Origin of the sequence: Nocardioides lijunqiniae (assembly GCF_015024225.1) — a bacterium.
Lineage (GTDB): Bacteria > Actinomycetota > Actinomycetes > Propionibacteriales > Nocardioidaceae > Nocardioides > Nocardioides lijunqiniae.
Genome location: NZ_JACJGM010000006.1, coordinates 156,449 through 170,951, shown reverse-complemented (window position 1 = coordinate 170,951; position 14,503 = coordinate 156,449). Strand labels below are relative to the sequence as shown.

Sequence of the window (14,503 nt, the reverse complement as noted above, 5' to 3'; positions counted from 1 at the left end):
CGATGCCCCACGAGCTCTGGCTGGTCCGGCACGGACCCACCGAGTGGAGCGAGAACGGTCGCCACACCTCGGTCACCGACCTGCCGCTCCTCCCGCACGGCGAGGAGCTGGCCCGCGACCTCGCCGGGCCGCTGGGGGAGCAGGAGTTCGCGCTGGTCCTCACGAGCCCGCGGCAGCGCGCGCGGCGTACGGCGGAGCTCGCGGGCTTCGCCGACGCCGAGCCCGACGAGGACCTCGTCGAGTGGGCCTACGGCGACTACGAGGGCGTGACGACCGCCGAGATCCGCGAGACCGTGCCCGACTGGACCGTGTGGACCCACCCCTGCCCCGGCGGCGAGAGCGCCGAGGAGGTCGGGGCGCGGCTGGACCGGGTCGTGGCCCGCGCGGAGGGCGCCGAGGGGCGCACCCTGGTGTTCGCCCACGGGCACTCGCTGCGGGTGCTCACCGCGCGGTGGCTCGGGCTCCCGGTCGTCGACGGGCGGCTGTTCCGGCTCGACACCGCACGGGTGCCGGTCCTCGGGCACGAGCGGGAGAGCCCGGTCGTCCTGCGCTGGAACTCTTGACCACGGCGAGGATCGCCAGCACCGTGGTCGCATGTCCCTGTCCCCGGGCTGCCCCCGCTGCCCCGCGCCGGTGCTGCAGGCGGACGGCCGCTGGACGTGCCCCGACCACGGCGAGGTCGCGCCGCTCTGGCGGCCCCTCGAGGCGTCGTACGACGAGTTCGGCGACCATCTGCGCGCCGCCGACGGCTTCCCGACCCTGACCCCCTGGCCGCTGGGCCCCGGGTGGAGCATCACGGACTTCGCCGTCGTGGGTGCCGAGCCCGGGAGCGCACGGGGCACGATAAGCTGCATCTCCGGCACCAGCGCGCAGGACGGCCCCGTCGACGTGATCGTGGTGACCGAGGAGCCCGGCACGGGCCTCGGCGCCCGGATCGCCGGCACCCGCCACGACGACCCCGGCCACGAGGTGGGCGAGGGACCGCCGATGGTCAAGATCCGCGTCGAGCACCAGCCGCTCTCGCTGTGGCCGGTCTCGACGAGCGACGGCTCGCGCGAGTGGGACCGCTCGGTGCTGGCCGGGGAGTCGGGAGGCCGGTGGCTGTGGCTGGTCCTGCGGCCCGCATCGGCGGTCCTGCTGCTGCGACCCGACTGGGTGCTGCGCGACCTCTCCGCGCTCGGGCCCGGCCTCCTGGCGGTGCCGTTCGGGGGTCCGGCGCCCGCGTGGTGAGCCCGCTCACGCCCTAGTCTTCTAGGGTGCGCATCGACCTCCACACCCACTCCCGGGCCAGCGACGGGACCGACACCCCGGCCGAGCTCGTGCGCGCGGCCGCCGGGGCCGGACTGGACGTCGTGGCCATCACCGACCACGACACCGCCACCGGCTGGGCCGAGGCCGAGGAGACCGCCCGGGAGGTCGGGATCGAGCTCGTGCGCGGCATGGAGGTCAGCACCCGCCACCAGGGCGCCGGCGTGCACCTGCTGGCCTACCTCCCCGACCCCACGCACGCCGGCCTCGAGCAGGCGCTGGCCAAGATCCTGGCCGGTCGCAACTCCCGCGTGCCCGCGATGCTCGAGCGGCTCCGCACCCACGGCATCGCGATCCAGGCCCAGGACGTGCGCCGCGTCTCTCCCGGCACCGCCGCCACCGGCCGCCCCCACGTCGCCGACGCGCTGGTGGAGCTGGGCGTCGTGTCGGACCGCACCGAGGCGTTCCGGCAGTGGCTCAACCCCGGCCGCCCGGCGTACGTCGACCGGTACGCCGCCGGGCTGCTCGACGTCATGGCCGTGGTGGCCGAGGCCGGGGGAGTGAGCGTGATCGCGCACCCCTGGGGGCGGCGCGGGCCGGACCAGCCCGACGAGGCCGAGATCGCCGCGCTCGCGCAGGCCGGGCTCGCCGGCCTCGAGGTCGACCACCAGGACCACGGACCCGACGACCGCGACCGGCTGCGCGCCATCGCGCGCAACCTGGGCCTGGTGGTGACGGGCTCGAGCGACTACCACGGCACCGGCAAGCGCGACCACGACCTGGGCGTCAACACCACCGCCCCCGAGGAGTACGCCCGCCTGCTCGACCTCGCGGCCGCCGCCGCGGAGCGCTCGGGTCGGGCCACTCCGCAGGTGCTGCGCCCGTGAGCAGCGTCCTGGACACCGTGCTGTTCGTCGAGGTGTTCGTGACCCTCTTCGTGATCATGGACCCGGTCGGGACGGTGCCGATCTTCCTGTCGCTCACCGGCGGCCGCTCGCCGTCCTCGGCCCGTCGCGCCGCCTGGCAGGCCGTGGCCGTGTCGTTCTTCGTGATCACGGTCTTCGCGTTCTTCGGCCAGCAGATCCTGGGCTACCTCCACATCTCGCTGCCCGCCCTCCAGTGCGCCGGCGGCCTGCTGCTGCTCCTGGTCGCCCTGGAGCTGCTGACGGGCAACGAGAAGGAGCCCACCGCCCAGGTCGGGACCAACGTCGCGCTGGTGCCCCTCGGCACGCCCCTGCTGGCCGGTCCCGGCGCCATCGTGGCGACGATGCTGTTCACCCGCGAGGTGGACAGCGGCCCGACGTTCGTCGCCGTCGCCCTCGGGGTCGTCCTCGTGCACGCGAGCCTGTGGGCCGCGATGCGCTACTCGCTGCCGATCCTCAAGCTGATCCGCGAGAGCGGCGTCCTCCTGGTGACCCGCATCGCCGGGCTGCTGCTCTCCGCGATCGCGGTGCAGCTCGTGGCCGACGCCGTCCGCGCGTTCATCAACGGCGAGGGCTGAGCCGGCGTCGGTCCGCTCAGCGGCGGCCCATCGACTGGTAGGCCTGGAGCGCGCGGTTCGGGATGAGCCGGGTCAGCGCCACGATCGTCTTGTACTGCGCCCCGGGGACCGAGTAGGTGCGACCCTTGTCGAAGTCCTGCAGCGCCTTGGCCACCAGGAAGTCCGCGTCGAGCCACAGGAAGCCGGGCGCCGACCCGCGACCCACGTCCATCCGCTCGTGGAACTCGGTCTTGGTGAAGCCGGGGCAGAGCGCCATCACGGTCACGCCCTGCGGGCGGTACTCGTTGGCCGCCCACTCGCTGAAGCTGTTGACCCACGCCTTGGCGGCCGCGTAGGTGCCGCGGGGCAGGAACGCCGCCACGCTGGACACGTTGATCACCCCGCCGTGGCCGCGCTCGGCCATCGGCCCCAGCGCGGCGTGGGTCAGCCGCAGCACGGCCGTGACCAGGACCTCCAGCATGCCGACCTCGGTGTCGACGTCGTTGTCGAGGAAGCGCCCCTTCAGGCCGAAGCCCGCGTTGTTGACCAGCAGGTCCACGGGCCGCGCCGGGTCGGACAGCCGCGCCTCGACCTGCGCCAGGTCGTCACGGTCGCCGAGGTCGGCCGGCAGCACCTCCACCAGCACGCCGTACCGCTGGGTGATCTCGGCGGCGACGGCCTCCAGGCGGACCTGGTCGCGGGCGACGAGGACCAGGTCGTGGCCGCGGGCGGCGAGCTGGTGGGCGAAGGAGTGGCCGATCCCCGCGGTGGGGCCGGTGACGAGCGCGGTGCGTGACATGGCGTCAGTAAAACAGCCGCACCCGCACCGGGTGCCCCACCCGCGTGCTCGGGTCCGGCATGATGGACCCCGATGAGCAAGCAGCGCACCACCGTCCTCGCGGTCGCCAACCAGAAGGGCGGCGTCGCCAAGACGACCTCGGTGGCCTCGATCGGCGCGGCGCTGGCGGAGCTCGGCCAGAAGGTGCTGCTGGTCGACCTGGACCCCCAGGCGTGCCTGACCTTCTCCCTCGGCATCGACCCCGAGGACCTCGAGCTGTCGGTCCACCAGGTGCTGACCAAGGGTCTGGACCCCACCGAGGTGATCCTGGCGACCGAGGACGGCGTGGACCTGCTGCCGGCCACCATCGAGCTCGCCCGGGCCGAGGCCGACCTGCTCACTCGCACCGGCCGCGAGCACGTCGTGCGCGGCGTCATCGAGGACCTCGACGAGAAGGGCGCCGGCTACGACTGGGTGCTGCTCGACTGCCCGCCGTCGCTCGGCGTCCTCACGGTGGCCGCCCTGACCGCCGCCGACGGCGTGCTCATCCCGCTGCAGTGCGAGACGCTGTCGCACCGCGGGGTGGGCCAGCTGCTCGACACCGTCCACGACGTGCGCCGCTTCACCAACAAGGGCCTGGCCGTCTGGGGCGTGCTGCCCACGCTCTACGACGGGCGCACCACCCACTCCCGCACCGTGCTGGAGACGATCTCCCAGACCTACGACCTCGACGTCGTGGAGCCGCCGATCCCCAAGACGATCAAGTTCGCGGAGGCGCCCGCCGCCGGGCGCTCGATCCTGTCCACGAGCCGCTCGAGCAAGGGGGCGAAGGCCTACCGCGACGTCGCCGCCAACCTCGTCGAGCGCAGCCGCCGCCCGAAGCGCACCAAGCGGGCGTGAGCGCGTGAGCAAGCACCGCGCCCCGGTCCGCCCGCGCTACGGGCGGATGGCCATCCTCGGGTCCTCGCTGGCCGTGACGCTGATCGCCGTCCTCGGCGGCACCGGCGTGCTGCCCTCCACCGCCGACGACACCCCGCGCGACGTCGCCAGCGACCTCGCCGGGGCCGCGCGCGACACCTCGACCACGCCCTCCGAGTCGCCCTCGCCCAGCACCCTGGAGGAGCCCGACGCCGTCTCCGCTCCCGCCGGCAACGCCTCGGGTGCCGCCGGCGCCGAGAAGAGCACCGGGGGCACGGCGGCTGCCGAGCAGGAGCGCAAGCAGGCGCTGCGGCGTGAGAAGGCCCTGCCGGCCCGCTCCGGCGACGGCCGGCGCGTGGTCTTCAGCGAGGGCCGCCAGCGGGTCTGGCTCGTCGACGGCGACGACGAGGTCGTCCGCACCTACCTGGTCAGCGGCAGCGCCTACGACAACCTCGACCCCGGCACCTACGAGGTCTACTCCCGCTCGGAGGACGCCGTCGGCATCGACGACTCCGGCACCATGAAGTACTTCGTCCGGTTCACCGAGGGCGACGCCGGCGCCGCCATCGGCTTCCACGACATCCCCGTCGACGACGGGAAGCGGGTCCAGACATTCGAGCAGCTCGGCACGCCGCTCTCCCACGGCTGCATCCGGCAGCGCCGCTCCGACGCGATCCGCCTCTGGGAGTTCGCCCCCCTCGGCACCACGGTCGTCGTCACCGCCTGATACGTCGCCGAGTTTCGGTGGCCCCCGCGCGGGGCACGGTGCTGCCCATGGATCACGAGAGCTCGGTCGAGCCGGTTGCCGCGGCTGAGCCGACAGCGCCGGCGGCACCGACCCTCAGCCGCAGGCGCCGCAGTCTGTGGCCCCTCGTCGCGGCGCTGACGGTCCTCGTCGTCGCGCTCGCGGTCGCCCTGGTCGTGGTGCGCAGCGTCGACGACGACCGGCCCCGGGCCGCGGTGGGCCAGCTGTTCGACTCGCCCTTCCAGCAGGACGACCTGGCCGACTACGGCGAGGTGCTGCTGCCGTGGGCGCGCACGAAGGCCGGGGCGGGCGACGTGCGCGAGGAGCTGCCGGACCTGCTCGGGGCCGCGGCCAACGTGCGGGCGCCCGAGGGCGGGCGCTTCGTCCGGGTCGAGGTCAAGCTCGAGAAGGACTACCAGATCCCGTTGTCCGCGATCGCCCGGCCCTACGCGCAGGAGACCGAGGTCGTGCTGCGCGCCGACGGTCGCGACTACCCCGTCACCGGGCGTGGTGGCCTCGTCCTGGACCCCAACGGTCCCCTCCAGCAGGGAGGCGGGCGCTGGGTCGCGGTGGAGGGCGACCCGACCGAGCTCGAGGTGCGCGTCACCGTCGACGGCGTCACCCAGGTCGTCGACGCCTCCGACGGGTCCGTCGAGGCCGGTCAGGCGGTCGACCTCGCCGAGCTCCCGTCGCAGGAGGAGATCCGCGACGCCCCGGACACCCCCTGCGGCGCCCCGCGACGCCTCGACGACAGCGAGGTGCGGGTCGACTACCGGCCGGGGCTCGAGTGCCGGGTCCAGTTCACCCTGCGCACGCCCTACGTCGACGGGCTCGGCTGGGCCGAGGAGGGCCGCGAGTTCTTCATCGTGCACGTCGTCCGGCCGCACCGGCTGTCGCTGGTCAGCGGGCGCGGGGACGACACGACGTACTGGGACGACGAGCTGGAGCTCTCGGCACGGCTGGGAGACGCCGAGCCGCTGCGGCCGGCGGGGAACGTCAACCAGCTGAACGCCGGGTTCCTCAGCATCCAGGACCCCGACGACCCCGACCAGCTCGTCTTCGACGTCGCCCGGGGCGAGCCGGTCGCCGACCTGACCATCGACTACCGGGGCGAGGCCACCGACGGCGAGCCGTTCGTGAGCGAGCGCCGCCCGGTGCACTTCCAGTGGACGATCGCGGGCGGAGACCTGTCATGACCAGCAGCTCCTTGACCGACGCCCGACGCCAGGACCGCCTCCGGGCGCTGTCGCTGCTGCTGGCCGTGGGGCTCGCCGTGGCCGCCCTGGTCCTCGGCGTCCTCGTGTGGAACGCGGCCGCGGGCGAGCCGACGGTGGAGGCGGACGTCGGGGAGAGGCTGCCGCTGCGCTCGCAGCCCTACGGCCGCGAGGTGACGGTCAAGCTGCCCGGGAGCGACGTCACGGTGAGGGTCGGCGACCCGGTCCAGACCCTCGGTCACGACCTGCTCGACGTGGAGTACGACGACCCGACGTGGGACGAGCAGCAGGACCTCGTGGCGCCCGAGGACGGCAGCCTGGTGACCGCCAGCTGGAGGGTGCAGGCCCTCGGGGGGTTCGCCCGCGAGCCCGACTCGAACCCGATCGAGATCCGCCTCGTCGTCGACGACCAGCGCGTGGACCTGGACTCGGTGGTCGTCGGGGACACCAGCGACGCCATGAGCGCCCTCGACCCGACCTCGGTCGCCGTCGGCGTCGACGGGCACCCGGCCGCCGACGACCTCGTCGTGGAGGTCGAGTACGACGGCCACACCCAGACCGCCCACATCGGGTCGGGCGAGGTCGACGCCGGCGTGGCCCAGGCCCTCTACGACGACAACAACGACTTCAGCCCCGGCTGCGCCCAGGTCCAGGACACGTGTGCGATGCGCGCCGCGCCGGGCTCGAGCTACCGGCCGCGACGCGCCACCTTCACCGCCACGAACGTCACGCTCTACCCCTACGACGCCACCCTGGGCTGGGCCGACGAGGGCTCGGTGTGGGCGGGTGTGCGTCTCCAGCTGTTCGGCGCGGACAGCGTGGAGGACGCCGCGGGGGGCTACTGGTCCGTCCGTCGTCAGAGCGCCCCGCGCATCAGCCTGGACGGTGCCGACCCGGTGCGCCGCGAGGGGCTGGAGGCGTCGACGTTCGACTCGCACGGCCGGGTGGTCTTCCAGGTGGACGCCGACACCGAGCCGCGCGAGCTGGTCGTCGCTCAGCTCGTCACGCCCCGGGGCGCGGGCGCACCCTCGCCGCTCACGATCCGGGCCCGGCTCCCGCTGACCCCGGTCGGCTGACGGACCAGCCGGCCCACGCCGTCAGCGAGAGAAGCGGGCGTACTGCCAATCGCTCTCGCGCCCGAGGTTGACCCGGTCGCCCGCCCACTCGGCCCGCACCCGGATCGGGATGCCCACGAGGTGTGGCTGACCGGGTAGGTAGACGCGCGCCCTGCTGGAGCGCGACATCCTCACGCACTTCGTGCCGCTGCCGCGGTCCCACCGGCCGGCCACCTTGAACTGGAGGTGGAAGCGGAGACAGTCGCCCGCGTGGTTCGGGCTGACCCTGCCCACCATCCACAACGTCTGGCGTGCCCCATAGATCGCGTACCGGCCCGCTCGGCTGCGGAACCTGGTCATCCGTCCCGTCACCGCGGCCCGCACCCGGATCGGGACGGTGTCGGTCGCCGAGTCGATGCTGGCGTTGCCGGTGAAGACGGCGGTGAACGTGGTGGCGGAGCGGGCCCTGGCCCTGACCACGAGTCGACCGCGCGCGTCGACGCGACCCACCGCCAGGCGCTGACGGCTCTCTCCGGCGCGGACCTGGTAGACGGCGACCAGGCTGCGGGTCGGCGCCCCGGTCAGCTGCACACGGAGGGCCCTCCTGGGTCGCAGTACCGGACGACCCTAGGCCACGACGTGGCTGCGCGCCGGCAAAGGCCCGAGGCCCCCCTGCGTGCTAGCTCAGGCTGCAGGTGCCGCGGGGTCGCGCGCGTGGGACAGCCACGCCGGGGCGAGGGGCAGCAGCGTCAGGGTCACCAGCAGACCCGCGACCGGGGCCTCCAGGTCGCGGCGCAGGAACCACAGCACGGAGGCGAGCACCAGCACCGCGGCGACCGTGGCCACGCCGAGGCACCAGGTGCGCTCGCGGTAGGTGTCGGCGTAGCCGGTCAGCGCCGCCAGGGCCAGCTCCAGGCACATCAGGAAGATGAACGGCGTGCTCATCACCAGACCCGCCAGCACCGCCTCCGTCGACGAGTTGCTGCTGTACTCGTCGTCGTGGACGGTGCGGTAGACCAGCCACACCAGGATCGCGGTGACCGCCGGGGGCAGCCACATCAGCACGGCCGTCAGCCGAGCTCCCCGCATCGGCGCCGCGGGCTAACGGGGGAGCTGCGGCTCGGGACGCTCGTAGTCGTCGGGCTCGCGGTCGATCATGAAGTTCGGGTCCTCGTGGATCTTCTGCACGATGTGCTCGATCCAGGCCTCGTCCTTGGTCTCGATGTCGCGCTCCTCCAGCTGCTCGCGCAGGTAGGAGGCGAGGTCGGTCTCGCCGATGGACTTGGCGATCGAGGTCGCGTCGACCGCGGCCTGGAGGTTGGCGTCGTACGTGGCCATGAGGGGCTCCCGGGACTCGAGGGGGTGGACGTTCAGACGGGCTGCTGGGTGGCGTCGCCGCCACCACCGGTCGCACCGCCGCCGCTGCCGCCGCGCGAGCGACGGCGCCGGTTGCGGCTGCGCGGGGCGCCCTCGCCGGCAGGGGCCGGGGCGTCGGAGGAGGCGGGGGCCTCGGTGCTCGAGGACGCCTCGCCCGACGCGGCGCCGCTGCGGGTGCGGGTCCGGTTGCGGTCGCGGTTGCGCGGGGGGCGCTCGCCGCTGCCACGACGGTCGCCACCGCGGTCGCCGCGGTCGCCGCGGTCCTCGCGGGGCTTGCGCTCCACCGGGGCGGGGTCGACGATGCGGCCCTTCGTGCCCGGCGGGATGCCCTGGTCGTGGTAGAGGTGCTCGGAGGTGGAGTACGTCTCCTGCGGCTCGTCGAAGGGCAGGTCGAGCGTCTTGTTGATCATCTTCCAGCGGTGCAGGTCGGCCCAGTCCACGAAGGTGATCGCGATGCCCGAGGCGCCGGCGCGGCCGGTGCGGCCGATCCGGTGGACGTAGGTCTTGTCGTCCTCGGGGCAGGTGTAGTTGATGACGTGGGAGACACCGGCGACGTCGATGCCGCGGGCGGCGACGTCGGTGGCGACGAGTACCCGGATCTTGTCCTCGCGGAACTTCGCGAGCGCCTTCTCGCGCGCCACCTGCGCCATGTCGCCGTGCAGGGGGCTGGCGCTGAAGCCGCGCTCGGCCAGGTCGTCGGCGACGCGCTGGGCCTGGCGCTTGGTGCGGGTGAAGACGATGATCTTGCCGGCGTCCTCGGCCTGCAGCACGCGTCCGATGATCTCGGGCTTGTCGAGGTCGTGGGCCTGGTAGATGAACTGCGCGGTCGCGGGCACCATCGTGGTGTCGTAGGACGACTCGGCGCGGATGTTCATCGGGTGGCGCATGTGGGTGCGCGCGAGCGCCACGATGGCCGCCGGCATGGTTGCCGAGAAGAGCATCGTCTGGCGGGTCTCGGGGGTCATGCTCAGCAGGCGCTGGACGTCGGGCAGGAAGCCCAGGTCGAGCATCTCGTCGGCCTCGTCGAGCACGACCGCGTGCACGTGGGAGAGGTCCAGGGCCTTGCGGTTGGCCAGGTCGATCAGCCGGCCCGGGGTGCCGACGACGATGTCGACGCCGGCCTCGAGGGTGTCGAGCTGGGTGTCGTAGCCGACGCCGCCGTAGACGGTGAGGACCCGCAGGCCGAGGTCCTTGCTGGCGAGGTGCAGGTCGTTGGAGACCTGGAGCGCGAGCTCGCGCGTCGGCGCCACGATCAGCGCCTGCGGCTTGCCCTGGGGCAGGTCGGCGTAGGCCGCGTCGGTCGACACGACGCTGCGCTGCAGCACCGGGATGCCGAACGCGAGGGTCTTGCCGGTGCCCGTGCGGGCCTGGCCGATGAGGTCGGTGCCCATCAGGGCGACCGAGAGGGTCATCTCCTGGATGGCGAAGGGGGTGGTGATGCCGGCGCGCTCGAGCGCATCGCAGATCTCGGGCAGGACGCCGAGCTCGCGGAAGGTGGTGGAAGTCAGTGTCTTTCGCTTTCGTGTGGGATCAGCCGGTCAGCCGAGTCGATGTCGGTTGCGGCTAATTCACACGTAGCCGCGCACATACGGGCCGCCTGTGGCGGCACAAGTGCCCTCAGTCTATCGGTAGGGTGCGGCCATGCCCGCATCTCCGGTCGAGCCGACCGACCCCGAGCTCTCGGTCGCGTTCGCCGATCCGGTCTACCGCGAGGCGGTCGTCGACCTGCTCGGCGTCATCGCGTACGGCGAGATCTCGGCGTTCGAGCGGCTGGCCGAGGACTCCAAGCTGGCGCCCTCCCTCGAGGACAAGCTGGAGCTGGCCGAGATGGCCTCCACCGAGCTGCGCAAGGTGGCGCTCCTGCGCACCCGCATCGCCGAGCTGGGCGCCGACCCGTTCGCCGCGATGGCGCCGTTCCGCGGGGCGATCGACCTCTTCCACGCCCACACCGCCCCGGCCGACTGGTACGAGGGCCTGGTCAAGGCCTACGTCGGCGACGGGCTGGCCAACGACTTCTACCGCGAGATCGCGGCCTACCTCGACCCGGAGACCCGGGACCTGGTCGTGTCGTCGGTGGACACCGCCGGCAACTCCGCGTTCGTGGTCGACCGGGTGCGCGAGGCCATCGTGGCCGACCACCGCCTCGGCGGCCGGCTCGCCCTGTGGGGTCGCCGGCTGATGGGGGAGGCGCTGATCCAGGCCCAGCGCGTCGCCGCCGAGCGGGACGCGCTGACCGCCCTGCTCGCGGGCGGCGTCGACCGACCCGGCCTGGACCTGGCGAGCATCGGCCGGATGTTCACCCGGCTCACCGAGCGGCACACCGAGCGCATGGCCGACCTCGGGCTCGCGAGCTAGCTCCGGAAGCCCACGTGGCCGCCGGTGGCGCGGCCGAGCTCGACGTAGGCGATCTTGGCGCCGGGGACGATGATGCGGCGGCCCTTGGTGTCGTTGAGGGCGAACACGCCGTCGCCGGACAGGGCGTCGGCCACCAGCTTCTCGACCGTCTCCGCGGTCTCGTCGGTCTCCACGACCAACTCGCGGGATGCGTACTGAACGCCGATCTTGACCTCCACAGGTCGTCTCCTTCTGCTCGTGCTTCTCAGTGCTCGTCGGTCTTGGGGTAGCCGCGGATGCCGCGCCAGGCGAGGGCCGACACCAGTGCCGCGGCGTCGGTGCGGGTGATGTCGCCCGCCTCGCTGAGCCAGAACCGCGCGCTCACCTGGGCCATTCCCACCAGGGACACGGCGAGCAGCTTGGACGCCGCGTCGGGCAGGCCGGTGTCGTCGTGGATGACGTGGGCGATCAGGGTGGCGCACTCGGTGGTCACGCGGTCGACGTGCTCGCGCACGGCGGGCTCGTTGGTGAGGTCGGACTCGAACACCAGCCGGAACGCGCCGGTGTCGTTGGCGACGTACTCGAAGAAGGCGTCGACGGCCGCGCCGACCCGCAGCTTGTTGTCCTGCGTCGACTCCAGCGCCAGGCGGCAGTTGTCGATGATCTGGTCGCAGGAGACGTCGAGCAGCGCGAGGTAGAGGTCGAGCTTGCCCGGGAAGTGCTGGTAGAGCACGGGCTTGGAGACGCCGGCGCGCTCGGCGATGTCGTCCATGGCCGCGGCGTGGTAGCCCTGGGCCACGAACACCTCGAGGGCGGACGACAGCAGCTGCGCGCGACGCTCGCGCCGCGGCATCCGGGCGCCGCGCGGGCGAGGTGCGTCGACGTCGTACTGCCCTGCGCTCACCCTGTGCTCCCTCGTGCTGCCGGTGCTGCGGACGTCGGTCCCTGCTGACGCTGGGAGCCTACTCGTTGGTACCTGGTCCGGATGACGGGACGCCGTCGGGTGGCCCCACCACGCCCGAGGGAACATGGCAGGAGGCCCCGGCGTTGGGCCAGAGCATCCCCACCACCCGCACCGAGGAGTATCCGTGAGCTTTCCCGCGCTGGTCGAGCCAGCTGACGAGCTGACCATCGACGAGGTCCGGCGCTACAGCCGGCACCTGATCATCCCCGACGTGGGCATGAGCGGGCAGAAGCGGCTCAAGAACGCCAAGGTGCTGGTCATCGGCGCCGGCGGCCTCGGCAGCCCCGCCCTGCTCTACCTCGCCGCGGCGGGTGTCGGCACGCTCGGCATCGCCGAGTTCGACACCGTCGACGAGTCCAACCTGCAGCGCCAGGTGATCCACGGCGTCAGCGACATCGACAAGCCCAAGGCCCAGTCGGCGAAGGAGTCGATCGCCGAGATCAACCCCTACGTCGAGGTCGTGCTGCACGAGGAGCGCCTCGACAACGACAACGTCATGCAGGTCTTCGAGGGCTACGACCTCATCGTCGACGGCACCGACAACTTCGCGACGCGCTACATGGTCAACGACGCGGCGTACTTCCTGAAGATCCCCTACGTGTGGGGCTCGATCTACCGCTTCGACGGCCAGGCCTCGGTCTTCTGGCCGCACGCCACCGACGAGAGCGGCGAGAGCGTCGACGCGCCCTGCTACCGGTGCCTCTACCCCGAGCCGCCGCCGCCGGGCATGGTCCCGAGCTGCGCCGAGGGCGGCGTGCTCGGCGTCCTGTGCGCGCAGATCGGCTCGATCCAGGTCAACGAGGCGATCAAGGTCCTGACCGGCATCGGCGACCCGGCTGTCGGCAAGCTCGTCATCTACGACGCCCTCGAGCTGGAGTGGCGCAAGCTCAAGGTCCGCAAGGACCCCAACTGCGCGCTGTGCGGCGAGAACGCCACGGTCACCGGGCTCATCGACTACGACGCCTTCTGCGGCGCGATCTCGACCGAGGCCGCCGACGCGGCCGCCGGCTCGACGATCTCGGTCGTCCAGCTCGAGCACATGCTCAAGGAGCGCGAGGAGGGCACCCGCGACTTCGTGCTGGTCGACGTGCGCGAGCCCAACGAGTACGAGATCAACCGGATCCCCGGCTCGGTGCTGATCCCGAAGGGCGACTTCCTCAACGGAACTGCTCTGGCGAAGCTTCCCCCTGTCGACACTGGCAAGCAGGTGGTCATGCACTGCAAGTCCGGCGTCCGCTCGGCGGAGACGCTGGCGATCGTGAAGGGCGCCGGGTACGCCGACGCCGTGCACGTCGGCGGCGGGGTCGTGGCGTGGGTCGACCAGATCGACCCAAGCCAGCCCGCCTACTGACCGACTCCTGGAGCGTCCGGGACCTGCGCCCGAGTAGTCAGATTTGACTACTCGGGCGTAACCCGTTCGGGGGGTGTGCCGTTGGGCAGGGGACACCAGCTCTCGGCACCACCGCCGACCGCACCCAGGAGGGACCTCCCCGATGCAGCTCGCCACGAAGACCAAGCGCCTCGCCGCGCTGGGCGCCGCCGCCGCCAGCACGACGCTCGCGGCCGCGCTCGTCACGGCGCCCACCGCTCAGGCCGCCGACGCGACCGTCGCCTGGGCCCCCGCCGGCAGCGCCGCCATCACCCCGGGGGTGCAGACCAACACCGCGGGCAGCGGTCAGTGCACCGCCAACTTCGTCTTCTCCGACGCCGCCGGCGGCGTCTACCTCGGTCAGGCCGCCCACTGCGCGAGCACCGGCGAGGCCACCGACACCGACGGCTGCGTGGCGGCGTCCCTGCCGCTCGGCACCCGAGTCACCTTCAACCGCGGCGGCTCCCTGCTGAGCGCCGGCGAGCAGGTCGGCGCCGGCACCCTCGTCTACAGCTCCTGGGTCACCATGCAGTCGCGCGGCGAGACCGACGCCGACACCTGCGCCTACAACGACTTCGCGCTGGTCAAGGTCGACGCGGGCGACGTCTCCAAGGTCAACCCGAGCATCCCGTTCTGGGGCGGTCCGAGCGGCATCAACACCTCCGGCACCGCGGCGGGCGACCGCGTCCACAGCTTCGGCAACTCCGGCATCCGCGCCGGCATCGAGCAGCTCTCGCCCAAGACCGGGGTGAGCCTCGGCGCCGACGGTGGCGGCTGGACCCACCCGGTCTACACCGTGACGCCCGGCGTCCCCGGTGACTCCGGCTCGGCGTTCGTCGACGGCCAGGGCAAGGCGCTCGGCACCCTGTCCACGCTGGCGCTCGCACCGCTGCCGGCCTCGAACGGCGTCGGCGACCTGGGCCGCGAGCTGGCCTACGCCCAGCAGCACGGCACCATCTCCGGCCTGGCCCTCGCGCAGGGCACCGAGCCCTTCTCACCGGTCCTCTGACACCTCGGCACC

General features: G+C 72.8%; 18 protein-coding genes. 11 read left to right on the top strand and 7 right to left on the bottom strand.

Annotation, left to right across the window (positions count from 1 at the left end):
- Positions 1–2 precede the first annotated feature (2 nt).
- The 4 genes from IRQ30_RS05565 to IRQ30_RS05550 are packed head-to-tail and all read left to right on the top strand — an operon-like array spanning position 3 to position 2,749.
- Entirely contained in the window at positions 3–563 is a 561-nt protein-coding gene (locus tag IRQ30_RS05565) for a histidine phosphatase family protein (protein ID WP_193611996.1), read from the top strand.
- Positions 564–594: 31 nt separating this feature from the next.
- Positions 595–1,230 carry a DUF6758 family protein gene (locus tag IRQ30_RS05560; protein WP_193611995.1) on the top strand — a complete coding sequence of 212 codons (636 nt, stop codon included), beginning with the start codon at positions 595–597 and terminating at the stop codon, positions 1,228–1,230.
- Between the two features lie 26 nt (positions 1,231–1,256).
- Entirely contained in the window at positions 1,257–2,135 is an 879-nt protein-coding gene (locus tag IRQ30_RS05555) for a PHP domain-containing protein (RefSeq protein ID WP_193611994.1), read from the top strand.
- Positions 2,132–2,749 carry a MarC family protein gene (locus IRQ30_RS05550; protein ID WP_338089580.1) on the top strand — a complete coding sequence of 206 codons (618 nt, stop codon included), beginning with the start codon at positions 2,132–2,134 and terminating at the stop codon, positions 2,747–2,749. Before IRQ30_RS05555 ends, IRQ30_RS05550 begins: the two co-directional genes overlap by 4 nt.
- 16 nt (positions 2,750–2,765) lie before the next feature.
- On the opposite strand, the gene IRQ30_RS05545 is transcribed toward IRQ30_RS05550, so the two are convergent.
- A complete protein-coding gene (locus IRQ30_RS05545; protein ID WP_193611993.1) occupies positions 2,766–3,527 on the bottom strand; it encodes an SDR family NAD(P)-dependent oxidoreductase in 762 nt (253 codons plus the stop codon).
- Positions 3,528–3,599: 72 nt separating this feature from the next.
- Here IRQ30_RS05545 and IRQ30_RS05540 point away from each other — a divergent pair, with 72 nt between their 5' ends.
- From IRQ30_RS05540 to IRQ30_RS05525, 4 genes are read left to right on the top strand one after another with little or no spacing between them, the layout of a single operon-like run.
- The gene (locus IRQ30_RS05540; RefSeq protein WP_193611992.1) at positions 3,600–4,406 is read left to right on the top strand and encodes a ParA family protein; all 807 of its coding nucleotides are present in this window, start codon (positions 3,600–3,602) and stop codon (positions 4,404–4,406) included.
- Between the two features lie 4 nt (positions 4,407–4,410).
- The gene (locus IRQ30_RS05535) at positions 4,411–5,151 is read left to right on the top strand and encodes a L,D-transpeptidase family protein (protein ID WP_193611991.1); all 741 of its coding nucleotides are present in this window, start codon (positions 4,411–4,413) and stop codon (positions 5,149–5,151) included.
- 47 nt (positions 5,152–5,198) lie between these two features.
- Positions 5,199–6,365 carry a hypothetical protein gene (locus tag IRQ30_RS05530; RefSeq protein WP_193611990.1) on the top strand — a complete coding sequence of 389 codons (1,167 nt, stop codon included), beginning with the start codon at positions 5,199–5,201 and terminating at the stop codon, positions 6,363–6,365.
- Positions 6,362–7,459, top strand: coding sequence for a hypothetical protein (locus tag IRQ30_RS05525; RefSeq protein WP_193611989.1), 1,098 nt, complete (start codon positions 6,362–6,364; stop codon positions 7,457–7,459). The genes IRQ30_RS05530 and IRQ30_RS05525 overlap by 4 nt, the downstream gene beginning before the upstream one ends.
- A gap of 21 nt (positions 7,460–7,480) precedes the next feature.
- On the opposite strand, the gene IRQ30_RS05520 is transcribed toward IRQ30_RS05525, so the two are convergent.
- The 4 genes from IRQ30_RS05520 to IRQ30_RS05505 form a co-directional block, all read right to left on the bottom strand.
- A complete protein-coding gene (locus tag IRQ30_RS05520; RefSeq protein WP_193611988.1) occupies positions 7,481–8,029 on the bottom strand; it encodes a hypothetical protein in 549 nt (182 codons plus the stop codon).
- Positions 8,030–8,122: 93 nt separating this feature from the next.
- Entirely contained in the window at positions 8,123–8,527 is a 405-nt protein-coding gene (locus IRQ30_RS05515; protein ID WP_193611987.1) for a hypothetical protein, read from the bottom strand.
- 12 nt (positions 8,528–8,539) lie between these two features.
- A complete protein-coding gene (locus IRQ30_RS05510) occupies positions 8,540–8,776 on the bottom strand; it encodes a hypothetical protein (RefSeq protein ID WP_193611986.1) in 237 nt (78 codons plus the stop codon).
- A 32-nt stretch (positions 8,777–8,808) separates the two neighbouring features.
- Complete coding sequence (locus tag IRQ30_RS05505) at positions 8,809–10,323, bottom strand: DEAD/DEAH box helicase (protein ID WP_338089584.1); 1,515 nt, start codon at positions 10,321–10,323, stop codon at positions 8,809–8,811.
- A gap of 133 nt (positions 10,324–10,456) precedes the next feature.
- Here IRQ30_RS05505 and IRQ30_RS05500 point away from each other — a divergent pair, with 133 nt between their 5' ends.
- A complete protein-coding gene (locus tag IRQ30_RS05500; RefSeq protein WP_193611985.1) occupies positions 10,457–11,170 on the top strand; it encodes a ferritin-like fold-containing protein in 714 nt (237 codons plus the stop codon).
- On the opposite strand, the gene IRQ30_RS05495 is transcribed toward IRQ30_RS05500, so the two are convergent.
- Both IRQ30_RS05495 and IRQ30_RS05490 read right to left on the bottom strand, forming a co-directional pair.
- Positions 11,167–11,388: a DUF3107 family protein gene (locus tag IRQ30_RS05495; RefSeq protein WP_193607350.1), complete on the bottom strand. Its 222-nt coding sequence runs from the start codon at positions 11,386–11,388 to the stop codon at positions 11,167–11,169. The genes IRQ30_RS05500 and IRQ30_RS05495 overlap by 4 nt on opposite strands.
- Before the next feature lie 26 nt (positions 11,389–11,414).
- On the bottom strand, positions 11,415–12,002 hold the full coding sequence (locus IRQ30_RS05490; RefSeq protein ID WP_193607471.1) for a TetR/AcrR family transcriptional regulator: 588 nt from the start codon (positions 12,000–12,002) through the stop codon (positions 11,415–11,417).
- 235 nt (positions 12,003–12,237) lie between these two features.
- Here IRQ30_RS05490 and moeZ point away from each other — a divergent pair, with 235 nt between their 5' ends.
- Entirely contained in the window at positions 12,238–13,464 is a 1,227-nt protein-coding gene (moeZ, locus tag IRQ30_RS05485; protein WP_193611984.1) for an adenylyltransferase/sulfurtransferase MoeZ, read from the top strand.
- Positions 13,465–13,606: 142 nt separating this feature from the next.
- On the top strand, positions 13,607–14,491 hold the full coding sequence (locus tag IRQ30_RS05480) for a chymotrypsin family serine protease (RefSeq protein WP_193611983.1): 885 nt from the start codon (positions 13,607–13,609) through the stop codon (positions 14,489–14,491).
- Positions 14,492–14,503 lie beyond the last annotated feature (12 nt).

Coding starts and splice junctions, on each gene's coding strand:
- IRQ30_RS05565 (WP_193611996.1), top strand. CDS start 3: ATGCCCCACGAGCTCTGGCTGGTCCGGCACGGACCCACCGAGTGGAGC.
- IRQ30_RS05560 (WP_193611995.1), top strand. CDS start 595: ATGTCCCTGTCCCCGGGCTGCCCCCGCTGCCCCGCGCCGGTGCTGCAG.
- IRQ30_RS05545 (WP_193611993.1), bottom strand. CDS start 3,527: ATGTCACGCACCGCGCTCGTCACCGGCCCCACCGCGGGGATCGGCCAC.
- IRQ30_RS05540 (WP_193611992.1), top strand. CDS start 3,600: ATGAGCAAGCAGCGCACCACCGTCCTCGCGGTCGCCAACCAGAAGGGC.
- IRQ30_RS05530 (WP_193611990.1), top strand. CDS start 5,199: ATGGATCACGAGAGCTCGGTCGAGCCGGTTGCCGCGGCTGAGCCGACA.
- IRQ30_RS05525 (WP_193611989.1), top strand. CDS start 6,362: ATGACCAGCAGCTCCTTGACCGACGCCCGACGCCAGGACCGCCTCCGG.
- IRQ30_RS05515 (WP_193611987.1), bottom strand. CDS start 8,527: ATGCGGGGAGCTCGGCTGACGGCCGTGCTGATGTGGCTGCCCCCGGCG.
- IRQ30_RS05510 (WP_193611986.1), bottom strand. CDS start 8,776: ATGGCCACGTACGACGCCAACCTCCAGGCCGCGGTCGACGCGACCTCG.
- IRQ30_RS05500 (WP_193611985.1), top strand. CDS start 10,457: ATGCCCGCATCTCCGGTCGAGCCGACCGACCCCGAGCTCTCGGTCGCG.
- IRQ30_RS05490 (WP_193607471.1), bottom strand. CDS start 12,002: ATGCCGCGGCGCGAGCGTCGCGCGCAGCTGCTGTCGTCCGCCCTCGAG.
- IRQ30_RS05480 (WP_193611983.1), top strand. CDS start 13,607: ATGCAGCTCGCCACGAAGACCAAGCGCCTCGCCGCGCTGGGCGCCGCC.